The following is a 20401-nucleotide window of genomic DNA, read 5'->3' on the forward strand; positions in this document are numbered from 1 at the left end:
TCTTGTTGGGGACAAATCATGAACAACTTTTCCGAGACCCGTTTTTCGGAAGGCGAGGGCACGGACCTGTCGGACGGGCTGTCGCTCGACGCGCGCCGCAGGCGCATCCGCTTCCGCGCCTGGCATCGCGGCACGCGCGAGATGGACATGGTGCTGGGGCCGTTCGTGGATTCGGAGCTCGACAAGCTCGACGCGGAGACGGTGGCCGAGCTGGAGCGGCTGATGGCGCTGCCGGACCGGGATCTCTTCACCTGGTTCAGCACCGGCGCGGTGCCGCCCGAGAACGACACGCCGATCTTCCGCCGCATCAAGGCGTTCCACACCCACACGAGCCCGATCAACGTCTAGTCCGCCAACATGTCCGACCTGAAGCGCGCCACCGACGCCCTCGCCCGGGGCGACAACCCCACCATCGCCAACGTCCCCGACGGCTACGACGTCCTCGTGGTGGCGGAGCTGGCGCGCGGCCTGCGCGAGCGGGAACGGGCCGCCGTGCTCGTCCACGTGGCGCGCGACGACCGGCGCATGGCGGCGATCGAGGCCGGTCTTGCCTTCGCCGCGCCGGAAATCGAGGTGCTGTCGTTCCCCGGCTGGGATTGCCAGCCCTATGACCGGGTGTCGCCCACGTCCGCCGTGACCGCGCGGCGCATGATGACGCTGGCGCGCCTCGCCCGCACGCGCTCGTCCGAGCAGCAGCCCCGCGTGGTGCTGACCACGGTGAATGCCCTGTTGCAGCGCGTGCCGCCGCTGCGGCAGGTGGCGACGGAGACGTTTTCGGCCGCGCCCGGCAACGTCATCGACATGGACAAGCTCGTGGAGTGGCTGGAGGTCAACGGCTTCGCCCGCACGCCGACCGTGCGCGACACCGGCGAATACGCGGTGCGCGGCGGCATCGTCGATCTCTATGCGCCCGGCCTCGCCGAGCCGATCCGTCTCGACTTCTTCGGCGATACGCTCGAATCGATCCGCGCCTTCGATCCCGAGACCCAGCGCACCACCCATCAATTGCGCTCGCTCGATCTCGTGCCGATGAGCGAGGCGAAGATCACGACCGAGACCATCCGCCGCTTCCGGCAGGGCTACGTGAAGGCCTTCGGCGCGGCGACGCGCGACGACACGCTCTATGAGGCCGTCTCCGAGGGCCGCCGCCATCCCGGCCTCGAACACTGGCTGCCGCTGCTGCATGACGGGCTCGACACGCTGTTCGATTATCTCCCCGGCGTGCCGCTGGTGCTCGACGCGCTGGCCGACGAGGCGGCGACCGAGCGCTTTGCGCAGATCGCCGATTATTACGAGGCCCGCAAGGCGGCGCGCGAGGCCGAGAGCGGGTCGGGGAGCCCGCCCTACAACCCGCTGCCGCCGGACACGCTCTATCTCTCCGCCCGCGACTGGGCCGAGCGGCAGGCGACGATCCCGCACGCCCGCCTGACGCCCTTCGCCCGCCCGGACAGCGCCGCGACCATGGTCATCGACGCCGGAGCGCGGCAGGGCCGCAACTTCGCGCCCGAGCGCGTCGACGACAGCGCCAGCGTGTTCAAGGCCGCCGTCGATCACGTGCGCGACCTGGTCGCCGCCAGAAAGCGCGTCATCGTCGCCGCCTGGTCGGACGGCTCGCGCGAGCGCCTGTCGCACGTGCTCGCCGATCACGGCCTCAAGCCCGTCACCAATGTCGGGCGGCTCGACGTGGCGCTGGCGCTGCCGCGCAACGAGATCGGGCTTGGCGTGTGGGGGCTCGAATCCGGTTTCGAGACCGGCGATCTCGCCGTCATCAGCGAGCAGGACATCCTGGGCGACCGCCTCGTGCGCCAGAAACGCAAGTCGCGGCGTGCGCAGGACTTCATCGCCGAGGTCGGGAGCCTGTCGGCGGGCGATCTCGTGGTGCATGTCGATCACGGCATCGGCCGCTTCGTGGACCTCAAGACCATCACGGCCGCCGGCGCACCGCTCGACTGCCTCGAAATCCACTACGCCGGCGGCGACAAGCTGTTCCTGCCGGTCGTCAACATCGAGCTTCTGTCGCGCTACGGCTCCGAGGATACCGAGGTCGTGCTCGACAAGCTCGGCGGCGGCGCATGGCAGGCGCGCAAGGCGAAGATGCGCCAGCGCATCAAGGTGATGGCCGGCCAGCTCATCAAGGTCGCCGCCGAGCGCGCCATGCGCGAGGCGCCGCGCGTCGAGCTGCCCGCCGGCCTCTACGACGAGTTCGCCGCCCGCTTCCCCTACGAGGAAACCGACGACCAGCAGAACGCCATCGACGCCGTGCTCGACGACCTCGCCGCCGGCCGGCCCATGGACCGGCTGGTGTGCGGCGATGTCGGCTTCGGCAAGACCGAGGTGGCGCTGCGCGCTGCCTTCGCGGTGGCGCTCGCGGGGCATCAGGTTGCGGTGGTGGTGCCGACGACCCTCTTGGCGCGCCAGCACTATGCCGGTTTCGTCGAGCGCTTCGCCGGCCTGCCGGTGCGCATCGCGCAGCTGTCGCGCTTCGTGTCGGCGACTGACGCGCGCAAGGTCAAGGCCGGGCTCGCCGACGGCACGGTCGACATCGTCATCGGCACCCATGCGCTGCTGTCGAAGACCATCAAATTCAGGGATCTCGGCCTCATCATCATCGACGAGGAGCAGCATTTCGGCGTCGCCCACAAGGAGCGGCTCAAGGAGCTGCGCGCCGAGGTGCACGTGCTGACGCTCTCCGCCACGCCCATTCCGCGCACGCTGCAACTGGCGCTCACCGGCGTGCGCGAGCTGTCGATCATCGCCACGCCGCCGGTCGATCGCCTTGCCGTGCGCACCTTCGTCATGCCCTTCGACGGGCTCTCCGTGCGCGAGGCGCTGCTGCGCGAGCGCTATCGCGGCGGGCAATCCTTCTATGTCGTGCCGCGCATCGACGATCTGGCCGAGGTGAAAGCGTTCCTCGACCGCGAGGTGCCCGAGGCCAAGGTGGCGGTCGCCCACGGCCAGATGCCGGCCGGGCAGCTCGAGGACATCATGACTGCCTTCTACGAGGGCAAGTTCGACATCCTGCTGTCCACCACGATCGTGGAATCGGGCCTCGACATTCCGCGCGCCAACACGCTGATCGTCCACCGCGCCGACATGTTCGGCCTCGCCCAGCTCTATCAGTTGCGCGGGCGTGTCGGGCGCTCGAAGACGCGCGCCTATGCGCTGTTCACCGTGCCGCCCAAGCGGCGCATCACCGCCACCGCCGAGAAGCGCCTCGAAGTGCTGCAATCGCTCGACACGTTGGGCGCGGGCTTCATGCTGGCGAGCCACGATCTCGACATCCGCGGAGCGGGCAACCTCCTCGGCGACGAGCAGTCGGGTCACATCCGCGAGGTCGGCTACGAGCTCTATCAGCAGATGCTGGAGGAGGCGGTGGCGCAGCTCAAGTCCGGCGCCGTGGACGAGGAGGCGGACGAGCAATGGTCGCCGACGATCACCATCGGCACGCCGGTGATGATCCCCGAGTCCTACGTCGCCGATCTGCAGCTGCGCCTCGACATCTACCGCAGGCTCTCGATGATCGACGAGGATCGCGACATCGAGGCCTTCGCCGCCGAGCTCGTGGACCGCTTCGGCCCGCTGCCGGAGGAGGTCGAGCAGCTCCTGAAGATCGTCTCCATCAAGGCGCTGTGCGTGCGTGCCAATGTCGAGAAGATCGAGGCCGGGCCGAAGGGCGTCATCGTCTCGTTCCGCAACAGCTCCTTCGCCAATCCGGCGGGGCTCGTGTCCTATGTCGCGGAGCAGGGCTCGCTCGCCAAGGTGCGCCCCGACATGCGCATCGTGTTCATCGACTCGTTCGACACGCCCGAACAGCGCCTCAAGGGCGCCACGACGATCCTGAAAAATCTGGTCCGCATCGCCGAACGGCCGGTCAAGGCGGCCTGAGCGCTTTCCGATCAAATGGAATCATTTGAGCGACAAGAATTCGCTCGAAATCAAAGAATCCCAGAGCATGATGCGATTCCACGACATCGGATCATGCTCTGAGAATCTGAGCTAGGCCGATCAAAAGCCCGAGCAGCACGATCTGGTGCGTGAGGTAGATGATCAGGCTGTGCCTGCCGGCGAACACCAGCGCGCGGCCGGGGACGGCGCGCGGGCGCCACTGCCGCGCCGCGTCGCGCCACGGTTCCAGCAGGCGCGCCAGCGCGACGCCGGCGAGCACGAAGCCCGCCCACGGGAACAGCGGCACGTAATCGTTGCTCACCGGCGGCAGTTCTCCGAGCCCGAGCCACCACGTCGACCACGTCTCCAGCGCCGGCGAGGCGATGAATTGCGGCAGCGCGAAGAAGAAGGCGGCGGCCGCGAGCACGGCCCATGGCGGCGCGCGCAGGAACGGCAGTGCCACCACGCTGGCGGCGGCGATGCAGTGCAGGATGCCGAAGAAGATGAAGCTCTGCGGAAAGGCGAACCACGATCCCACGGTCACCGCGAGCGCGGCGGCGGCGATGACGGCAAGCCGGCGCAGGAACCGGCGCCACCGCACGGCGCGCCCGTGCGCGAGCGCGAGCGAGATGCCGGAGATGGTCAGGAACGTGGCCGCGATCGTCTTGGCGTAGAGCCTGAGCCACGGGTCCTGCGCCGCGTTGACCTCCCAGAAGCCGGTGAAATAGAGATCCCACATGAAGTGATAGGAGATCATCGCGACGATGGCGCCGCCGCGGGCGGCGTCGAGGGCGAGGATGCGTCCGCCGCCCGGGTTCGGCGGATGGGAAACCGGGACGGTCATGGCGCTCTTTCCTGTCGTGCGGGGTGTGTTGCGGGTTGCGGCATGATATGACGAAATGCTGTCCCGGCGCACGCGCCCCGGAGGCGCGGCGCACAGGCAGGCGGCCGGATCGCCGGTGTGCGAATCAGTCGCGCCCGGCACCCGCCGTGCTGCACGGCGTGCAAGGCTGTCTAGCCATTGACGCACAAAGCCTGTGAGCGAATCGCTTTCGCGGCGGATTAACCCCTGCTTTCGCCGGTTCTTGATGCTATCGTTACCAGATCAAGTTGGCAGTTTTCGGGTGCAGCAGGCCATGGCGGATGAGGCGCAGTCAGGTAAGCATTTGGCAGACGCTCACGAGAGCGTTGGCGATGTATCCCAGAATCTCATCCAGATCCGGGGACGCATCAAGTGGTTCGATACCTCGCGCGGCTTCGGATTTATTGTGCCCGACAACGGCTTGCCGGACGTTCTGCTGCATATCACCTGCCTGAAGCGTGACGGTTATGATGCCGTTGCCGAAGGCGCGACCATCGTTTGTGAGGCGATCCGCCGCGAGCGCGGGCTGCAGGTGTTCCGGGTCATCTCGGTCGACGTGTCCACCGCCCCCCATCCGTCCGAGCTGCCGGTGCGCACCCATGTGTCGGTCGTGCCCAGGGGCGGCTTCGAGCTCGCCGTGGTGAAATGGTTCAACCGCCAGCGCGGCTTCGGGTTCGTCACCTGCGGCCAGGGCACGCCGGATATCTTCATCCACATGGAAACCATGCGCCGCTACGGGCTGGTGGAGCTGTCGCCCGGACAGGCGGTGCTCGTGCGCTACGGCGACGGCCCCAAGGGCAGGATGGTGGCCGAAGTGCGCCTGCCCGACATCAGCCACGCGCCGGTTTCGCACTGACCGGAAGCCACCAATCTGATATGACTGACCGGCCGCATGGAGCCATCCGGCGCTCGCGCGGACCAGCGCACTGCTCCAGCGGGCGCGATGAACAGGGTTGTGGAATGAGCATGAGCAGACGGCGCTTCGGCGCGTTCCTGCTGTCGGCGCCGATGGCGTTGCCGGCGCTGTGGGCGGCGCGCGCCCAATCGATCATGGCGACCGAGACGTTGACGATCACCACGGCCTCGGGACCGCACCGGTTCGAGGTCGAGATCGCCCGCACCGACGAAGAGCAGGCGCGCGGACTGATGGGCCGGCGCTACCTGCCCGCCGACCGCGGCATGATCTTCGATTATCCGGACGTGCGGCCGGTGTCGATGTGGATGGAGAACACCTTCATTTCGCTCGACATGCTGTTCGTCGACGCCGAGGGCAAGATCGTCCGCATCGCCGAGCGGGCCGAGCCGCTGTCGCGCCGTTTCATCCCGTCGGGCGCGCCCGTGCGGGCGGTGGTGGAGCTGAACGCCGGGACAGCCGCCCGCATCGGCGCCAAGGTCGGCGACAGGATCGCCATCTCCTTCATCGGCGGGGGATGAGGCATCAAATCTTTCCAGAAAGTGCACAGACTTTTTGGTTTGATGCTGTAGCGCGGCGGGGCCGTTTCACCTCTTCATGGCCGTATCGGCGTTCAGGGCGCCTGCCTGTTTCCGGCTTCGTACCGGCGGCGGAAGCGTTCGTACACTTCCGGGCCGCCGGTGCGCTCCTCGTCGAGGAAGGCGCGGAACGCCCGCACTTCGTCGGCGAGCCGCCGCCGCTGCGCGTCGATCCGCTGCAGCTCGTCCCGCACATGGGTGTCGAAGGCGATGTTGCCGGTCGGCGCGAGATCGTCGGCGAATTCCTGTGCCGGGGCGGCGGCCGGCTGCCTGTCGGAGCCGAAAATGCTCGCGAGGCCCGCGCGCAGGTTGCGCAGCCCCTCGCCCACGGCCTCATCGAGATTGCGCGGCGAGGACGAACGGTCGTTCCAGTATTTCCACACCAGCACGGCAAGCCCCAGCGGCCAGAAGATGATCAGGCCGATGATGAGCGCCGCGAGCTCCGTCGGCCGCCAGTGGTTGAAGGAAGAGCGATTGTCCCGGTTGGTCATTGGGGTCTCCAGTGTCTGCGCATCACAGAGATGGTGCACGGAGCCCCGAAATCAAGCGCGGCAAGCCTTGTTGGGATAAGCCCTGGCCGCAGTCACGTGGCGGCGGTCACGGCGCATCGAAGCGCACCCAGCCTTCGGGCAGGAGCCGCTCCTGGGGATGGAAGCGGCTCTTGTAGCCCATGCGCCGCGAGCCCTCGACCCAGTAGCCGAGATAGACGAAGGGCAGCCCCAGCATCTGGGCGCGGGCGATGTGGTCGAGGATCAGGAAGCTGCCCAGGCTGCGGTGCGGCAGGTCGGGATTGTAGAACGAATACACCATCGACAGGCCGTCGCTGAGCACGTCGGTGAGCGCGACCGCCATCAGCTCGCCGCGCTCGTCGCGGTATTCGATGAGCCGGGTGGTCACGTGGGTGTCCTCGACCATGACCGCATAGTCGAGCACGCTCATGTCGGCCATGCCGCCATCGGCGTGGCGGGCGTCGAGATAGGCGCGGAACAGCCCGTACTGCTCCGTCGTCGATTGCGGCAGCACCATCACGCCGTTGAGGTCGGCATTCTGGCTGATGACCCGCCGGAATCCGCGCGAGGGGCGGAAATCCGAGGCCACGACGCGCACGGACACGCAGCCGCGGCAGCTCTCGCACGCGGGGCGATAGGCGATGGTCTGCGAGCGGCGAAAGCCGCCCTGGGTCAGGGCGTCATTGACCTCCTCGGCCCGGCGGCCGACGAGATGCGTGAACACCTTGCGCTCCTGCCGCCCGGGCAGATAGGGGCAGGGCGCGGGCGCTGTGAGATAGAACTGCGGCGTGTCGCGTGGCTGCGTCGTCAAGGCAAAAAACCACCCGCGTCGGAAAGGGCGCAGATTTCCCTGAATACTCAAGCCGAATGATAGATCAACGCCGCACCATCGTCAAAGCCGCATTCCCGCTGGCCGGAGCGGTCCCCGGCGCCATCGCCCGGTGTCGGGGCGTCACCGGTTGCCCTGTGAAAAGTAGGCTTCCAGAATCGTCTCGTAGATGGCCGCGAGCCTGACGAGATCGGCGGTGGCCACGTATTCGTCGGCCTGATGCATCGTGGCGCCGACCGGCCCGAACTCCACCACCGGGCAATAGGCCTGGATGAAGCGCGCGTCCGAAGTGCCGCCGGTGGTGGAGAGGCGCGGCGCGCGCCCGGTCTCGCGCTCGACGACGCCGGAGACGAGGTCCACGAACGGCCCCGGCTCGGTGAGGAAGGAAATGGCGTTGGTCGGGTCGAAGGTGAGCGTATGGCGCGCCCCTTCCGCCGCCCGGTCGGCCCGGCCTTCGATCTCGCCCCGCAGCGTTTCCGGCGTCCACAGATCGTTGAAGCGGATGTTGAAGGTGGCCCGCGCCTCGCCCGGAATGACGTTGGTCGCCGGGTTGCCGATGTCGATCGTCGTCACCTCGAGGTTCGAGGCGTCGAAATGGGCCGAGCCGCCGTCGAGCGCCGGCGCGATGAGCGCGGAGAGGATGCGCAGCAGCGCCGGCACCGGATTGTCGGCGAGGTGCGGATAGCCGACATGGCCCTGCTTGCCGTGCACGGTGAGCCGCCCGGTGAGCGAGCCGCGCCGGCCGATCTTGATCATGTCGCCGAGGGTTTCCGGATTAGTCGGCTCGCCGAGCAGGCAGTGCGAGAACGTCTCGCCGCGCGCCCTGGCCCATTCCAGCAGCTTCACCGTGCCGTTGACGGCCGGCCCCTCCTCGTCGCCGGTCAGCAGGAAGGCGATGGAGCCGGCGAAGCGCGGATGCGTCTCGACGAAGGCGATGGCCGCCGTGACCATGGCCGCGACGGCGCCCTTCATGTCGCAGGCGCCGCGCCCAAAGAGCCTGCCGTCCTCGATGACGGCGGCGAAGGGATCGTGCCGCCATTGCGCCCCGTCGCCGGGGGGCACGACGTCGGTGTGGCCGGCGAAGACGAACACGGGCTCCGCCGTGCCGTAGCGGGCGTAGAGATTGTCGACGTCCGGCGTGTCCGGCGCGCTGAAGGTGAGGCGCTCCACCGCGAAGCCCGCCCGCGCCAGCCGCTCCGCCAGCAGCGCCTGCGCGCCGGCGTCAGCGGGCGTGACGGAGGGGCAGCGGATCAGCGCCTGCGCCAGTTCGACGGCCGGATGAGCGTTCGCGGTCATGACGCCTCAGTCGCGCAGCAGGTCGTTGATGCTGGTCTTGGCGCGGGTCTGCGCGTCAACGCGCTTGACGATGACGGCAGCATAGAGCGAGGGGCCGGGCGAACCGTCCGGCAGCGGCTTGCCGGGCAGGCTGCCGGGCACCACCACCGAATAGGGCGGCACCTCGCCGCGGTACACGTCGCCGGTCTCGCGGTCGATGATTTTCGTCGATGCGCCGATGAACACGCCCATGGACAGCACCGAGCCCTCGCGCACGATCACGCCCTCGACCACCTCCGAGCGCGCGCCGATGAAGCACTCGTCCTCGATGATGACGGGACCCGCCTGCAGCGGCTCCAGCACGCCGCCGATGCCAACGCCGCCGGAGAGATGCACGTTCCGGCCGATCTGGGCGCAGGAGCCGACGGTCGCCCACGTGTCCACCATGGTGCCCTCGCCGACGTAGGCGCCGAGATTGACGAAGGACGGCATCAGCACCACGCCCGGGGCGACATAGGCGCCGCGGCGCACCGTGGTGTTGGGAACGGCGCGGAAGCCCGCCTCGCGGAAGGCGGCTGCGTCCCAGCCGGCGAACTTGGAGGGCACCTTGTCCCACCACACCGCCCCGCCGGGCCCGCCGTCGATGATCCCCATGTCGTTGAGGCGGAAGGACAGCAGCACCGCCTTCTTCAACCACTGGTTGACGCGCCATTCGCCGTCGACCTTCTCCGCCACCCGCGCATGGCCGCCGTCGAGCAGGCGCAGCGCCTCCTCGACGCCGTCGCGGATCTCCCCGGTGGTGGCCGGCGAAACCTCGGCGCGGCGTTCCCAGGCATTGTCGATGATCGGGGCAAGGTAGTCGTGTGTCATGGACGGTCCGGCTTGTTGGGTAATCGGGAAACGAAGGCGCGAGTCTGCCCATCCGCAACGATCTGTCAATGCCGTCCGCGCCGGCGATCGGCGGATGATTCTCCCGGCCGATGCGGCCCGAACGGCGCGCAGGCCCGCCGCCGGGACCGGGCGCGTGCGCCGGCGGGCGCGCACGCATTCCGATAATCCAGTGAAAACAGCAGGTTGCGGCGTTTCCCACAGACCGGCGGGACCAAAGCCCATCGGATCGCACGAGACACTTGTGGAAGCGCAGGCGTTCTGCTACATCCGACCCACTTCGGAAGGACGTGCTTCTTCTGAACACGCTGCGGCCATGGCGGAATTGGTAGACGCGCTAGCTTGAGGTGCTAGTCGGGCAACCGGTGGAGGTTCGAGTCCTCTTGGCCGCACCAATTCCTTGAAGTTTCTGATGAGAAATCAGATGCTCAGATGTTGGGGGCCGGCTTCCTGTCCGCCCGCGTGTCCACCTTTTGGTGAGGGGCCATCGTGCGCTTGTCTTTCTCCTCGTCCGGCCACAATCCGCCCGGCGAGGACATTTGTCCTGGCATGCGCCACTGCCCATTGTTCGCCCAGGATCTCCGATAGGCTCCGAATACCTTCGACCGCCCCGCTTTGAGGGAAGGCGAACCACTGCCCCACGGCGGGTCCGGACAAGATAACGTATCAACCCGACGTATCTCGGAAATGCGAATGACAGCATTCCGGGCGGCAGGAATACGCAAGGGACGGAACAGGAAAGGGACGGAACAGGAATGAAGGCTTCGTGCGCGCTGCTTGGTGCGGCCCTCCTGGCGATGAGCTTGCTGGTATCGGGCTGCGCCTCTTCCGGATCCGGCACGGAGGCAATCCACCATGGCGCCTATGCCGGCGTTCACGGCGGGCATCATCGCTGACGGCACGGACATTACCAATTATCAATTCGGCCTTCACCTTCGCATAACCTCCGGCATGCCAGGATCGTAGCGTGAAACGAGCACAGGAGATGACAGGTGAAGCGTTCAATCATCGCCATAGTGGCGTTCTCGCTGATAGCCCCCGGCATGGCGCTGGCTCAATCTCCCCACCGCGGCGGGCCGGACAATGGTCGCCGGGTGGAGAGCCGGCACGATCCGCGCCCCTATACGCGCAACCACCACGTTGCCAAGCCCCAGAAGCATCAGCAGCAACAGCATGCCTGGCGCAGGGGCGAACGGCTGCCCCCGCAATACCGCAAGCAGCACGTCGACTATCGCCGCTATGGCCTGCGGCCGCCGCCGCGCGGTCAGCAATGGGTTCGGGTCGACAACAACTATGCCCTTATAAGCGCTGCCACCGGCCTGATCATGGCCCTTTCGCAGATCCGGTAAGCCGGACTTGCGGCATGGATTGGGCCCCGCCCGGCGCAAGCCCGGGCGGGTTTCCCTTGTCTTGCCCCACAAAAGCCCGCTCAAGCGGCCTTGCAGTCCTGCCGGACGTCAGGAACATGTGATCGTGCGGCGCGTTCCCCTCAAACCAGTGTATGGCCCGTCGGGCGTGACGGGGAGGGAGGGAACAATGCAGACGTACCGCGTTCTCACCGCGTCCGCCGCCATCGTCGCCGGCGCGCTTTTGTCAGGCTGTGTTTCGTCAGACTACTACGGGGATGACTATCCCGGTGCAGGCGGGGCATCGATGTACGAGGGGCCTTACGGCCACCTCGAAGCGCGGCCTTCTTACGGCAGGGTGCCAGTCTACTATGAGCGCCGTGTGTATCGCGCCCGGCCTGTGTATGGAGCACCCGGAGGTTACTACATATACGACTGACAGCGCGGGGACGCAGGCGTGCGATCGGCAACGAACCGGCCTTGTCGTTTCTCCCTGTCTTGTCTATAGTCAGACTATCCGGGCATTCCCTTGCCGGAGCGCCGGTTTTTTATCTTGTCTATATTGCATGTCTGAGGCTTTTATTTTTCTGGTATCAGGTATCTGTTTGTTTGTCATTGCGTGAATAATTCATGTTTTTCTGATTGATTACGGGAATTGCGATATGAGTATCGTGACGAATTCTTTTCCTGTTCACGACAGCGGCCATGTGGCGGTGCCGATCCACTCCGGGGGTGCGGCCGAGACGTCCCGCGCGATCTGGGACGGCATGTCGATTCGCTGGGCGCGGTGGAGCACGACCGAGAAGAATCTGGGGTGGGCCTTTCCCTCGACGCCGCTGCCTGAAAATGCGCTGTCCGAGAAGCTCAAAAGCTTCTCGCCCGGCATTGCCCCGTTTCGCAGCATGGCGGGCGTATTCACGGTGGCAATGCAGGCGCAGGAGAATATCGAGGCGCGCAAGACATTCACGTGGGAACACGCCCATATCTGGCTCTGGAACAAGCTTTGCTCGTCGGCGCCGATCAAATGGCTGTTCCCGGATACGGTGCGCGAACACAAGCAGACGGTTTCGGACGAGGCACTATTGGTCGCCAGCGCGAAGAGAATTGTCGTCAGCCTCTCATCCATCGACGAGATGCGCAGGCAATACACATGCTGGGATATCCGATATGAGAAATCGCTCGTGAGGATCATCAACGGCAACCTGATTGCCCCGCAGGCTACGCGCGACGCCCTGGCCGACATCCTGCTCGGCAGGCCGGACCAGACATACGGCGTCGTGAGGCATGGCCCGCTTGTCGGACTGATGGGCACGCCGCATGAGATGGCGGACGAGCTGGAACGGCGGGTCGCGCGGGCAAAGGATCTTGTCAGCAAAGCCACCTCGCGGCCGCCCGCCGAAGAGGAGCTTCGGCTCGTCGTGCATGCCGCCGCAGACGCTGCCGAAACGGCCTGACCGGGCCGCCGGGCGATGCGGGAAGGGCCGGCCCCTCCCGTTCGTTCCTTGCCGGATGACGTGCTCCAGGTTTCTGATTTTGAGCGAATTCCTGTCGATCAGACGATTCCGTCCGATCGGAACGCGCTCAGAGCCCGGCGATGAGTTCGGGCGGCATGTCGGCCTGCAGCACCACGACCTTGGTGCCGAGCGGCACGCGGTTGTAGAGATCGATGATGTCCTGGTTGAGCAGGCGGATGCAGCCGCTCGACATCGACTGGCCGATCGACGATGGATCGTTGGTGCCGTGAATGCGATAGAGCGTGTCGCGGTCGCCCTGATAGAGGTAGAGCGCCCGCGCGCCGAGCGGGTTGTCGAGGCCCGGCGGCATGCCGTAGCGGTATTCCTCGAGCTCGGGCTGGCGCTTGATCATCTCCGCCGGCGGGGTCCATACCGGCCATTCGGTCTTGCGGCGGATGGTGGCGCGGCCGTTCCAGTCGAACCCGTCGCGGCCCACGCCCACGCCGTAGCGGATCGCCCGCCCCCCGGGCCGGACGAGATAGAGGAAGTGGTTGCCCGGATCGACCACGAGGGTGCCCGGCTCCTCGGACGTCGGGTAGGCCACCTCGCGCCGCAGCAGCTCAGGATCGATCTCCGCCAGCTCGACCGCCGGAATCGGGAAACGCTCGGCGGGCAGCTCCGCGTACATGTGCACGAAACTCGGATCGATGCCCGGCACGACAGGCTCCGCCACCCGCGGCGGCGTGGTCACGCAGGCCGCAAGCGATAGGGGAGCGCCGACTACGAACAAACGTCTGCTGATCGCGAACATCATATCCTCAAGGTTTGAAAAGAACAGCTCACCCGGCGGGTAGACTGCCCCCTGTGTCTTCAAAGCGCGCCAGTGCTGGGTCGAGCCATACAACCGGAGCGCGTCCTGTTTGGTTCCGGCCTCGCGCGAAGTGAAGGCAATTTCATGACGCCCCGGAGCAAGCGTCCCCCGGCACGCCGCAGTTGAACTGAAATACGTTAATGTGTGGTATTTTAGGCACGAAAATCAGTCGGTTCGCTTCAATTGCGCGTGATCGCGGAACCCGACTCGGAACCCGGCCCATCACCCGACTCATGACCCGACTCATGCCGCCGGATAGGAAAATAGTCCTTGACAGCGTGACGCTGGTTTGCTATGGTTCGGTCACGCTCCAGAAGTGTATCCGAGACCCGCCGTCGCTGCCGACCGGCGGGTTTGTTTTTGGAGCAGGGGCGGAAATCGGGGCGGCAATCCGCCGGCGGCGCTGTTCGATACGACCTTGCACGACCATTGTAGGGAGGAAACATGCCTCTAGCAGATCGTGCCATCCGTGGGGATGGCGGCGCGGCGGCCGTATGGGCCGAAGCGCGGCGTCTCTATGAAGAGACGGACACCCCCGCGCGGGAGATCGCGGCGCTCGTCGGCGCGGGGACAATGCGGACGCTCTACCGGATCGCGTGGCGGCGCGGCTGGCGGCGCCACGGATGGCCGCGCCGACCGGAAGCCGCCGTCGCAGCGGCAGCCGCGGCACGCAGCGCACCTGCCGTCGGCAGGCAGGAGCTGGTCCGCAAGCTGGAGCGGACGGTGGCGCGTGAAATCGCCGCCATCGACGCGCGGCTCAGGAAATACGCCGGCGGCGGCGGACAGAAGGACACGCAGGGCATCGACCACGAACGCCACGCCAAGGCGCTGGCGACGCTGGCGCGCACGCTGCGGGAACTCGCCGCCATCGACCAGGCCCAGACGCCGGCGCGGGGCGGGCAGCGGCCGGACGCGGCCCCAGCCGGGGAGGACGACGATGACGATTTCCCGCGCGATGCCGACGCGCTCCGCGAAACGCTTGCGCGACGCCTTGCGCAGTTGTCTCGACGCCGGAAGGCTCGATGAGTTCCTGGCCGGGTGCGACGCGGCAGCGCTGACCTATCTGGCGCACGCCTGGAGCGAGGTCTGGGCGCGCGACGACCAGTTGCCGCCCAGCGCCGCCCAGGGCGGCGGCGACTGGACGGTGTGGCTCGTCGTCGGCGGACGCGGCGCGGGCAAGACCCGCACCGGCGCCGAATGGGTGCGGGGACTGGCGGCCGGAACGGCGCCTTTCGCGCAAAAACCCGTGGGCCGGATCGCGCTCGTCGGCGAGACCATCGCGGACGTGCGCGAGGTGATGGTCGAGGGGGTGTCGGGGATCCTCGCCGTCCACCCGCGCCACGAGCGCCCGGCATGGATACCGACGCGCCGCCGGCTGCAATGGCCCAACGGCGCGGTGGCGCAGGTGTTCTCGGCCGAGGACCCGGAGGCGCTGCGCGGCCCGCAGTTCGAGGCCGCCTGGTGCGACGAGCTGTGCAAATGGCGCCATGCGGACGCCACGTGGGACATGCTGCAGTTCGGCCTGCGGCTCGGTGCGCATCCGCGCGAGCTGGTGACCACCACGCCCCGCCCGGTGCCGCTGTTCAGGACGCTTCTGGCCGATCCGCGCGCGGCGGTCACGCGGGCGGCGACGCGTGCCAACGCGTGGAACCTCGCGCCGGCGTTCCTCGATACCGTGGTCGGCAAATATGCCGGCACGCGGCTGGGGCGGCAGGAACTCGACGGCGAACTCATCGAGGAACGGGCCGACGCCCTGTGGACGCGCGCCGTGATCGACGCCGCCAGGGGTGAGGCCAGTGCCGACACCGTGCCGGCGCTGAAGCGCATCGTGGTGGCGGTCGACCCGCCGGCGACATCGGGCCGGCGGGCCGACGCCTGCGGCCTCGTCGCCGCCGGGGTGGACGCGGCTGGCGCCTATTGGGTGCTCGACGACGCCACCATGGAACGGGCGCGCCCGGCCGAATGGGCGGCGCGGGCGGTCGCGCTCTACCATTGCCTCGAAGCCGACGCGCTTGTCGTCGAGGTCAACCAGGGCGGCGAGATGGCCGCCGCCGTGCTGAACGAGATCGATGCCGCCGTGCCGGTGACGCCGGTGCGCGCCACGCGCGGCAAATACCTGCGGGCCGAGCCGGTCGCGGCGCTGTACGAGCAGGGAAAGGTGCGCCACGCGGCCGCCTTCCCGCAGCTCGAGGACGAAATGGCCGACTTCGGCCCCGGCGGCCTCTCGAACGGCCGCTCGCCCGATCGCCTCGATGCCCTGGTATGGGCCATCACGGCGCTGATGGGCGCGAAGGGCGGAGAGCCTCGGGTGCGGGCGCTGTGATTTTTCTGGAGCGGGGCGCTCTCCATGCTTCGCGCTCTCTTTTGAAGAGTGCCTCGGCATCAGCTCGGGCGCGCGGTCGCGCTTGCCGCGCTCCGCGCGGGGGCGGATGTGCCCTGGATGGTTTTTTCGGGTGGCAGATCTGAATGGAGGGTGGGATGAGCGATACCGGACCCGGATCGGGCGGCGTGTTCTCGGAAAACATGACCGCCAGCATCGAGGCGACGCGCGAGGCGATGCTCGATCTCGAAAACGTCGCCGAGCGCTTCGGCCACACCGTCACCGGCGTGTTTTCGCGCGCGGTCGTCAACGGCAGGCAGTTCGACGACGTCATCCGCTCGCTCGGCACGCGGCTGACGCAGCTCGCCCTGCAGGCGGCGCTGAAGCCGCTCGAATCGGCGGTGACGTCGAGCCTCGGCGGATTGCTCGACAGGGGCATCGGCTCGCTTACGTCGTCGCTCACCGGCAACCTGCTGTCGGCGAGCGCCGCCGGCAACGTGATCGCGGGCGGCGCGGTGCGGCCCTTCGCCAGCGGCGGCGTCATCGCCGCGCCGACCTATTTTCCGCTGGGGCGCGGAACCGGCCTCATGGGCGAAAAAGGCGCGGAAGCCATCATGCCGCTGGCGCGCGGACCCGACGGCAGGCTCGGCGTGCAGGCCGCAGGCGGGACGGGCGCGACCGTCAGCGTCACCATCAACGCGCAGGACGTCGAGAGCTTCCGCCGCTCGGAGGCGCAGGTCGCCGCATCGCTGGCACGGGCCGTCGCACGCGGCAGGCGGGGGCTTTGATCTGGAGAGTGCCACGCATCGGCCCGGGCGCGCGTGCGCGCTTGCGGCTTCGCCGGGGCGGGGCGCACCACGCCAACTGACAGGACATCCTCATGGCTTCATTCATCGACCGCCTGTTCGGCGGGGGCGGGCGCTCGCGCGCGCCGGAGAAAACGGTCGCGCAAACGGTGTCGCCGCAACCGGCCGTCGCGGAGCGCAAGGCCTCGCGCGCGGCGCTGTTCGCGGTATCCGGGCCCGGGCGGCCGGTGTGGACGCCGCACGACTACACGGCGCTGGCGCGCGAGGGCTTCCAGCGCAACGCCGTCGTGCACCGCTGCGTGCGGCTCATCGCGGAATCGGCCGCCTCGGTGCCGCTGCTGCTCAGGGACGGCAGGCGGGAATACGACGCCCATCCGCTGCTCGGCCTGCTGGCGCGCCCGAACCCGCGCGAGGCCGGAGCGGCGCTGCTGGAGGCGGTCTACGGGCATCTGCTGATCGCCGGCAACGCCTATGTCGAGGCGGTGCTGCTCGACGGGACGGTGCGCGAGCTCTATGCGCTGCGCCCCGACCGCATGCAGGTGGTGCCGGGACCCGATGGCTGGCCGGCGGCCTACGACTATCGCGCCGGGACGCAGACCGTGCGCTTCCGGCAGGATGCGGGATCTGCGGGCGACGTGCCGCCGATCCTGCATCTGCGGCTGTTCCATCCCGCCGACGACCACTACGGCCTGTCGCCCATGGAGGCGGCGGCGACGGCGCTCGACATCCACAACGCCTCGGCGGGCTGGAACAAGGCGCTGCTCGACAACGCCGCCCGGCCCTCGGGCGCGCTGGTCTATGCGGGACCGGACGGAGCGAACCTCACCGATGCGCAGTTCGAGCGGCTGAAGGCCGAACTCGAGGCGCAGTTCCAGGGCGCGGCGAACGCCGGGCGGCCGCTGCTGCTCGAAGGCGGGCTCGACTGGCGGCAATTGTCGCTGACGCCGGCCGAGATGGACTTCATGGAAACGCGCCAGGCGGCGGTGCGCGAGATCGCGCTCGCCTTCGGCGTGCCGCCGCTGATGCTCGGCCTGCCGGGCGACGCCACCTATGCGAACTATGCCGAAGCGAACCGGGCGTTCTGGCGCCAGACCATCATCCCGCTGGTGCGCCGCACCGCGCAGGCGCTGGCGCACTGGCTGTCGCCCGCCTTTGACCAGGGGTTCGAAGCAGCGCCGGTGCTCGCGCCCGACCTCGACTGCATCGAGGCGCTCGGGACGGAGCGCGAGGCGCTGTGGCGGCGCGTGTCGGCGGCGGATTTCCTCACCGACGACGAAAAGCGCGAGGCGGTGGGCTACGGCCGCCGGACGGCGTCCTCGCGGGCGGGGGAACGGCCATGAGCGGCAGCGATGCGGGCGGGCTCTCCGTCATCGAACAGGTGACGGCGAGCTTCGTCGCGCGCGGCGATCTCGCGCATCTGGCGCTGCTCCTGTGGGCGCTCGGCGCGTCGCTGCTGCTGGCCGCGACCCTGCGTGAGCTCGCCGGCGCCAACCGGCGGTTCGACGATTTCGTGCGCGAACTCGCCCGCTTCAACACCCGTCACGACGACGCATCATCCTAGAGGAGGAGCCCATGGCTCGTTCGACAATGTCCCGCTCCCCGGCCCGTGCACGGGCGGGAAAAAACGGACCGGCAGGCGCGAACCCGGGACACGCCGCGACGCCGGGGCGGGCGCGCGGCGCGCAGGAAGCCATCGCCGGCTTCATCCGCACGCTCGAAAAGCTCGACGCCGCCGCATCGCGCCCCGCCGCGGGGCCGACGCAGAACAAGGCGGCCCCAAGAGCTCCCGAGGGGAAGTTCCGCGCGCCGGAGGGCAAATGATGGCGGGCGGATTGCATCTGCCGGAATGCAAGCTGTTGAGCGGCGTCGTGGGCCCTGCCGACGACGAGGGCGTGTTCGAGGGCTACGCCAGCCTCTTCGGCGTGCCGGATCTCGGCGGCGACATCATCGCGCCGGGCGCGTTTCGCGAGACGCTGGCGCGCCGCGGTGCCGCGGGCGTGCGGCTGCTGTGGCAGCACGATCCGGGCGAGCCGATCGGCGCGTGGCTGTCGCTCAAGGAGGACGAGCACGGATTGCGGGTGCGCGGCCGGCTCAGCCTCGACGCCCGCCGCGCGCGCGACGTGCACGCGCTCATCAGGACCGGGGCGGTGGACGGGCTGTCCATCGGCTTCCGCACCGAACGCGCGCGCCGGGAAGCGACCGGACTGCGCAGGATCTTCCGGCTCGATCTGTGGGAGGTGTCGGTGGTGACCTTCCCCATGGCGCCGGGCGCGCGGGTTCTCACGACATTGCCCGCCACCAAGGACGTCGCGCGCACGCCGCTGACCAACACACCGTTGGCAGAAGCCATCCGGCGGGCCGCGGCGCAGCTTCACCCCTAGATCATGTCAGCGTTTCACTGAAACGCTGACATGATCTAATTTTTTGATTCTGAACGAACTTTTGTCGATCAAACGATTCCATTTGATCGGAAAGCGCTCTGACTGGAGAGACCTTCATGACCGTTGAATACGAAGCTTCCGCCACCAGCGCCGCCGGCTGCGGCGCACCCGAAACCAAGGTGGCGGGCGGCGTTTCCCAAAGTGGCGTTTCCCAAGGCGGCGTGTCGCAAGGCGGCGTGTCTCACGCCGAGGTGGCCTCGGCCTTCGCCGACCTGTCGCGCGCCTTCGCCGCCTTCCGCGAGGCCAACGACGCGCGCCTCGGCGCGCTGGAGACGCGGCTTGCCGGCGATCCCGTCATCGAGGAGAAGGTGGCGCGCATCGACCGCGCCATCGACGAGGCGAAAAGCCGCCTCGACCGGCTGGTGCTCGACGGCCGCAGGCCGGCGCTCGCGGGCAGCAGTGCCGCGGCCGATCCGCTCGTCGAGGAGCACAGGAGCGCCTTCAGCGCCTATGTGCGCGGCGGCGAGACCTCCGGGCTGAAGGCGCTGGAGGCGAAAGCGCTCTCGGCGGGATCGGGGCCGGACGGCGGGTATCTCACGCCCGGTTCCGTCGAGCGCGAGGTGCTGGCGCGGCTCGGCAACATCTCGCCGCTGCGCGCGCTCGCCTCGGTGCGGCTGATCTCGGGCGCGTCCTACAAGGGCGCGATCACCAAGACGGCGCCCGTCACCGGCTGGGTGGGCGAGACGGCGAGCCGCTCGCAGACCAGCTCGCCGGTGCTGGAGGAACTCGACTTCCCGGCGCTCGAACTCTACGCCCTGCCGGCCGCGACGCAGACCCTGCTCGACGACGCGGTGGTCAACATCGAGGAATGGCTCGTCTCCGAGATCGAGACCGCGTTCGCCGAACAGGAAAGCAAGGCCTTCGTCGTGGGCACGGGCGACGGGCAGCCGACGGGCATCCTGAATTATCCGACCGTGGCGCAGGGGTCGTGGGAATGGGGCAAGCTCGGGACGACCGTCACCGGCGTTTCGGGGGCGTTCCCGGCGAGCGACCCGGCCGACATCCTGATCGACCTCATCTACAGCCTCAAGGCGAGCTACCGCCAGAACGGCACGTTCCTGATGAACCGCAAGGTGCAGAGCACCGTGCGCAAGCTGAAGGACACGGACGGCCACTACGTGTGGCAGCCGCCCGCGAGCCTCGACCAGCCGGCATCGCTGTTCTCGTTCCCGGTGGCGGAATCGGAGGACATGCCCGACATCGGCGCCGACAGCCTGTCCATCGCCTTCGGCGACTTCCGGCGCGGGTATCTCATCGTCGACCGGGCAGGCGTGCGCGTGCTGCGCGACCCCTATTCCGCCAAGCCCTACGTGCTGTTCTACACCACGAAGCGCGTCGGCGGCGGGGTGCAGGACTTCGACGCCATCAAGCTCTTGAAGTTCGGCACCTCGGCCGCGCCGGCCGAGCCGGAGCCCGAGCCTTAA

The 20401-nt window shown here is 68.2% G+C and carries 21 protein-coding genes and 1 tRNA gene; 16 read left to right on the forward strand and 6 right to left on the reverse strand.

Annotated features, from left to right (window positions below):
* The first annotated feature begins 18 nt into the window (after positions 1-18).
* On the forward strand, positions 19-348 hold the full coding sequence (locus ACUSIJ_RS03325) for an FAD assembly factor SdhE (RefSeq protein WP_449306928.1): 330 nt from the start codon (positions 19-21) through the stop codon (positions 346-348).
* Between the two features lie 9 nt (positions 349-357).
* A complete protein-coding gene (gene mfd, locus ACUSIJ_RS03330) occupies positions 358-3885 on the forward strand; it encodes a transcription-repair coupling factor (RefSeq protein WP_449306929.1) in 3528 nt (1175 codons plus the stop codon).
* A gap of 91 nt (positions 3886-3976) precedes the next feature.
* Here mfd and ACUSIJ_RS03335 read toward each other — a convergent pair whose 3' ends face one another.
* The gene (locus tag ACUSIJ_RS03335; protein WP_449306930.1) at positions 3977-4729 is read right to left on the reverse strand and encodes a heparan-alpha-glucosaminide N-acetyltransferase; all 753 of its coding nucleotides are present in this window, start codon (positions 4727-4729) and stop codon (positions 3977-3979) included.
* Between the two features lie 292 nt (positions 4730-5021).
* Between ACUSIJ_RS03335 and ACUSIJ_RS03340 the strand changes: the two genes are divergently transcribed.
* Positions 5022-5603 carry a cold-shock protein gene (locus ACUSIJ_RS03340; RefSeq protein ID WP_449306931.1) on the forward strand — a complete coding sequence of 194 codons (582 nt, stop codon included), beginning with the start codon at positions 5022-5024 and terminating at the stop codon, positions 5601-5603.
* 110 nt (positions 5604-5713) lie between these two features.
* Positions 5714-6181: a DUF192 domain-containing protein gene (locus ACUSIJ_RS03345; protein ID WP_449306932.1), complete on the forward strand. Its 468-nt coding sequence runs from the start codon at positions 5714-5716 to the stop codon at positions 6179-6181.
* Positions 6182-6273: 92 nt separating this feature from the next.
* Here ACUSIJ_RS03345 and ACUSIJ_RS03350 read toward each other — a convergent pair whose 3' ends face one another.
* The 4 genes from ACUSIJ_RS03350 to dapD form a co-directional block, all read right to left on the reverse strand.
* On the reverse strand, positions 6274-6729 hold the full coding sequence (locus tag ACUSIJ_RS03350; protein WP_449306933.1) for a DUF2852 domain-containing protein: 456 nt from the start codon (positions 6727-6729) through the stop codon (positions 6274-6276).
* 106 nt (positions 6730-6835) lie between these two features.
* Positions 6836-7558 carry an arginyltransferase gene (locus tag ACUSIJ_RS03355; protein WP_449306934.1) on the reverse strand — a complete coding sequence of 241 codons (723 nt, stop codon included), beginning with the start codon at positions 7556-7558 and terminating at the stop codon, positions 6836-6838.
* A gap of 141 nt (positions 7559-7699) precedes the next feature.
* Positions 7700-8872: a succinyl-diaminopimelate desuccinylase gene (gene dapE / locus ACUSIJ_RS03360; RefSeq protein ID WP_449306935.1), complete on the reverse strand. Its 1173-nt coding sequence runs from the start codon at positions 8870-8872 to the stop codon at positions 7700-7702.
* Positions 8873-8878: 6 nt separating this feature from the next.
* Entirely contained in the window at positions 8879-9721 is an 843-nt protein-coding gene (gene dapD, locus ACUSIJ_RS03365) for a 2,3,4,5-tetrahydropyridine-2,6-dicarboxylate N-succinyltransferase (RefSeq protein ID WP_449306936.1), read from the reverse strand.
* 328 nt (positions 9722-10049) lie between these two features.
* On the opposite strand from dapD, the gene ACUSIJ_RS03370 reads away from it, so the two are divergent.
* The 4 genes from ACUSIJ_RS03370 (at position 10050) to ACUSIJ_RS03385 (ending at position 12539) form a co-directional block, all read left to right on the forward strand.
* Positions 10050-10134, forward strand: a tRNA-Leu gene (locus ACUSIJ_RS03370).
* 360 nt (positions 10135-10494) lie between these two features.
* The gene (locus ACUSIJ_RS03375) at positions 10495-10635 is read left to right on the forward strand and encodes a hypothetical protein (protein ID WP_449306937.1); all 141 of its coding nucleotides are present in this window, start codon (positions 10495-10497) and stop codon (positions 10633-10635) included.
* A 96-nt stretch (positions 10636-10731) separates the two neighbouring features.
* Entirely contained in the window at positions 10732-11088 is a 357-nt protein-coding gene (locus ACUSIJ_RS03380; RefSeq protein WP_449306938.1) for an RcnB family protein, read from the forward strand.
* A 659-nt stretch (positions 11089-11747) separates the two neighbouring features.
* On the forward strand, positions 11748-12539 hold the full coding sequence (locus ACUSIJ_RS03385) for a hypothetical protein (RefSeq protein WP_449306939.1): 792 nt from the start codon (positions 11748-11750) through the stop codon (positions 12537-12539).
* A 127-nt stretch (positions 12540-12666) separates the two neighbouring features.
* Here ACUSIJ_RS03385 and ACUSIJ_RS03390 read toward each other — a convergent pair whose 3' ends face one another.
* A complete protein-coding gene (locus tag ACUSIJ_RS03390) occupies positions 12667-13290 on the reverse strand; it encodes a L,D-transpeptidase (protein WP_449306940.1) in 624 nt (207 codons plus the stop codon).
* A 564-nt stretch (positions 13291-13854) separates the two neighbouring features.
* On the opposite strand from ACUSIJ_RS03390, the gene ACUSIJ_RS03395 reads away from it, so the two are divergent.
* The 8 genes from ACUSIJ_RS03395 (at position 13855) to ACUSIJ_RS03430 (ending at position 20401) form a co-directional block, all read left to right on the forward strand.
* The gene (locus tag ACUSIJ_RS03395; protein ID WP_449306941.1) at positions 13855-14436 is read left to right on the forward strand and encodes a hypothetical protein; all 582 of its coding nucleotides are present in this window, start codon (positions 13855-13857) and stop codon (positions 14434-14436) included.
* Entirely contained in the window at positions 14348-15733 is a 1386-nt protein-coding gene (locus tag ACUSIJ_RS03400) for a DNA-packaging protein (RefSeq protein ID WP_449306942.1), read from the forward strand. Before ACUSIJ_RS03395 ends, ACUSIJ_RS03400 begins: the two co-directional genes overlap by 89 nt.
* 155 nt (positions 15734-15888) lie before the next feature.
* Positions 15889-16518: a phage tail tape measure protein gene (locus ACUSIJ_RS03405; protein ID WP_449306943.1), complete on the forward strand. Its 630-nt coding sequence runs from the start codon at positions 15889-15891 to the stop codon at positions 16516-16518.
* A 92-nt stretch (positions 16519-16610) separates the two neighbouring features.
* A complete protein-coding gene (locus ACUSIJ_RS03410; protein WP_449306944.1) occupies positions 16611-17876 on the forward strand; it encodes a phage portal protein in 1266 nt (421 codons plus the stop codon).
* On the forward strand, positions 17873-18097 hold the full coding sequence (locus ACUSIJ_RS03415) for a hypothetical protein (RefSeq protein ID WP_449306945.1): 225 nt from the start codon (positions 17873-17875) through the stop codon (positions 18095-18097). The genes ACUSIJ_RS03410 and ACUSIJ_RS03415 overlap by 4 nt, the downstream gene beginning before the upstream one ends.
* An 11-nt stretch (positions 18098-18108) precedes the next feature.
* On the forward strand, positions 18109-18357 hold the full coding sequence (locus ACUSIJ_RS03420) for a hypothetical protein (protein WP_449306946.1): 249 nt from the start codon (positions 18109-18111) through the stop codon (positions 18355-18357).
* A 35-nt stretch (positions 18358-18392) separates the two neighbouring features.
* Positions 18393-18917 carry an HK97 family phage prohead protease gene (locus tag ACUSIJ_RS03425; RefSeq protein ID WP_449306947.1) on the forward strand — a complete coding sequence of 175 codons (525 nt, stop codon included), beginning with the start codon at positions 18393-18395 and terminating at the stop codon, positions 18915-18917.
* Positions 18918-19033: 116 nt separating this feature from the next.
* Entirely contained in the window at positions 19034-20401 is a 1368-nt protein-coding gene (locus ACUSIJ_RS03430; protein ID WP_449306948.1) for a phage major capsid protein, read from the forward strand.

Source organism: Pseudochelatococcus sp. B33, from assembly GCF_053570585.1.

Bases quoted from the DNA above. Each gene is read 5' to 3' on its own strand.
- mfd (WP_449306929.1), top strand. From the start codon at position 358: ATGTCCGACCTGAAGCGCGCCACCGACGCCCTCGCCCGGGGCGACAAC.
- ACUSIJ_RS03420 (WP_449306946.1), top strand. From the start codon at position 18,109: ATGGCTCGTTCGACAATGTCCCGCTCCCCGGCCCGTGCACGGGCGGGA.
- ACUSIJ_RS03335 (WP_449306930.1), bottom strand. From the start codon at position 4,729: ATGACCGTCCCGGTTTCCCATCCGCCGAACCCGGGCGGCGGACGCATC.
- ACUSIJ_RS03350 (WP_449306933.1), bottom strand. From the start codon at position 6,729: ATGACCAACCGGGACAATCGCTCTTCCTTCAACCACTGGCGGCCGACG.
- ACUSIJ_RS03400 (WP_449306942.1), top strand. From the start codon at position 14,348: ATGACGATTTCCCGCGCGATGCCGACGCGCTCCGCGAAACGCTTGCGC.
- ACUSIJ_RS03385 (WP_449306939.1), top strand. From the start codon at position 11,748: ATGAGTATCGTGACGAATTCTTTTCCTGTTCACGACAGCGGCCATGTG.
- ACUSIJ_RS03340 (WP_449306931.1), top strand. From the start codon at position 5,022: ATGGCGGATGAGGCGCAGTCAGGTAAGCATTTGGCAGACGCTCACGAG.
- ACUSIJ_RS03405 (WP_449306943.1), top strand. From the start codon at position 15,889: ATGAGCGATACCGGACCCGGATCGGGCGGCGTGTTCTCGGAAAACATG.
- ACUSIJ_RS03415 (WP_449306945.1), top strand. From the start codon at position 17,873: ATGAGCGGCAGCGATGCGGGCGGGCTCTCCGTCATCGAACAGGTGACG.
- ACUSIJ_RS03395 (WP_449306941.1), top strand. From the start codon at position 13,855: ATGCCTCTAGCAGATCGTGCCATCCGTGGGGATGGCGGCGCGGCGGCC.
- ACUSIJ_RS03410 (WP_449306944.1), top strand. From the start codon at position 16,611: ATGGCTTCATTCATCGACCGCCTGTTCGGCGGGGGCGGGCGCTCGCGC.
- ACUSIJ_RS03325 (WP_449306928.1), top strand. From the start codon at position 19: ATGAACAACTTTTCCGAGACCCGTTTTTCGGAAGGCGAGGGCACGGAC.
- dapD (WP_449306936.1), bottom strand. From the start codon at position 9,721: ATGACACACGACTACCTTGCCCCGATCATCGACAATGCCTGGGAACGC.
- dapE (WP_449306935.1), bottom strand. From the start codon at position 8,872: ATGACCGCGAACGCTCATCCGGCCGTCGAACTGGCGCAGGCGCTGATC.
- ACUSIJ_RS03375 (WP_449306937.1), top strand. From the start codon at position 10,495: ATGAAGGCTTCGTGCGCGCTGCTTGGTGCGGCCCTCCTGGCGATGAGC.
- ACUSIJ_RS03430 (WP_449306948.1), top strand. From the start codon at position 19,034: ATGACCGTTGAATACGAAGCTTCCGCCACCAGCGCCGCCGGCTGCGGC.
- ACUSIJ_RS03345 (WP_449306932.1), top strand. From the start codon at position 5,714: ATGAGCAGACGGCGCTTCGGCGCGTTCCTGCTGTCGGCGCCGATGGCG.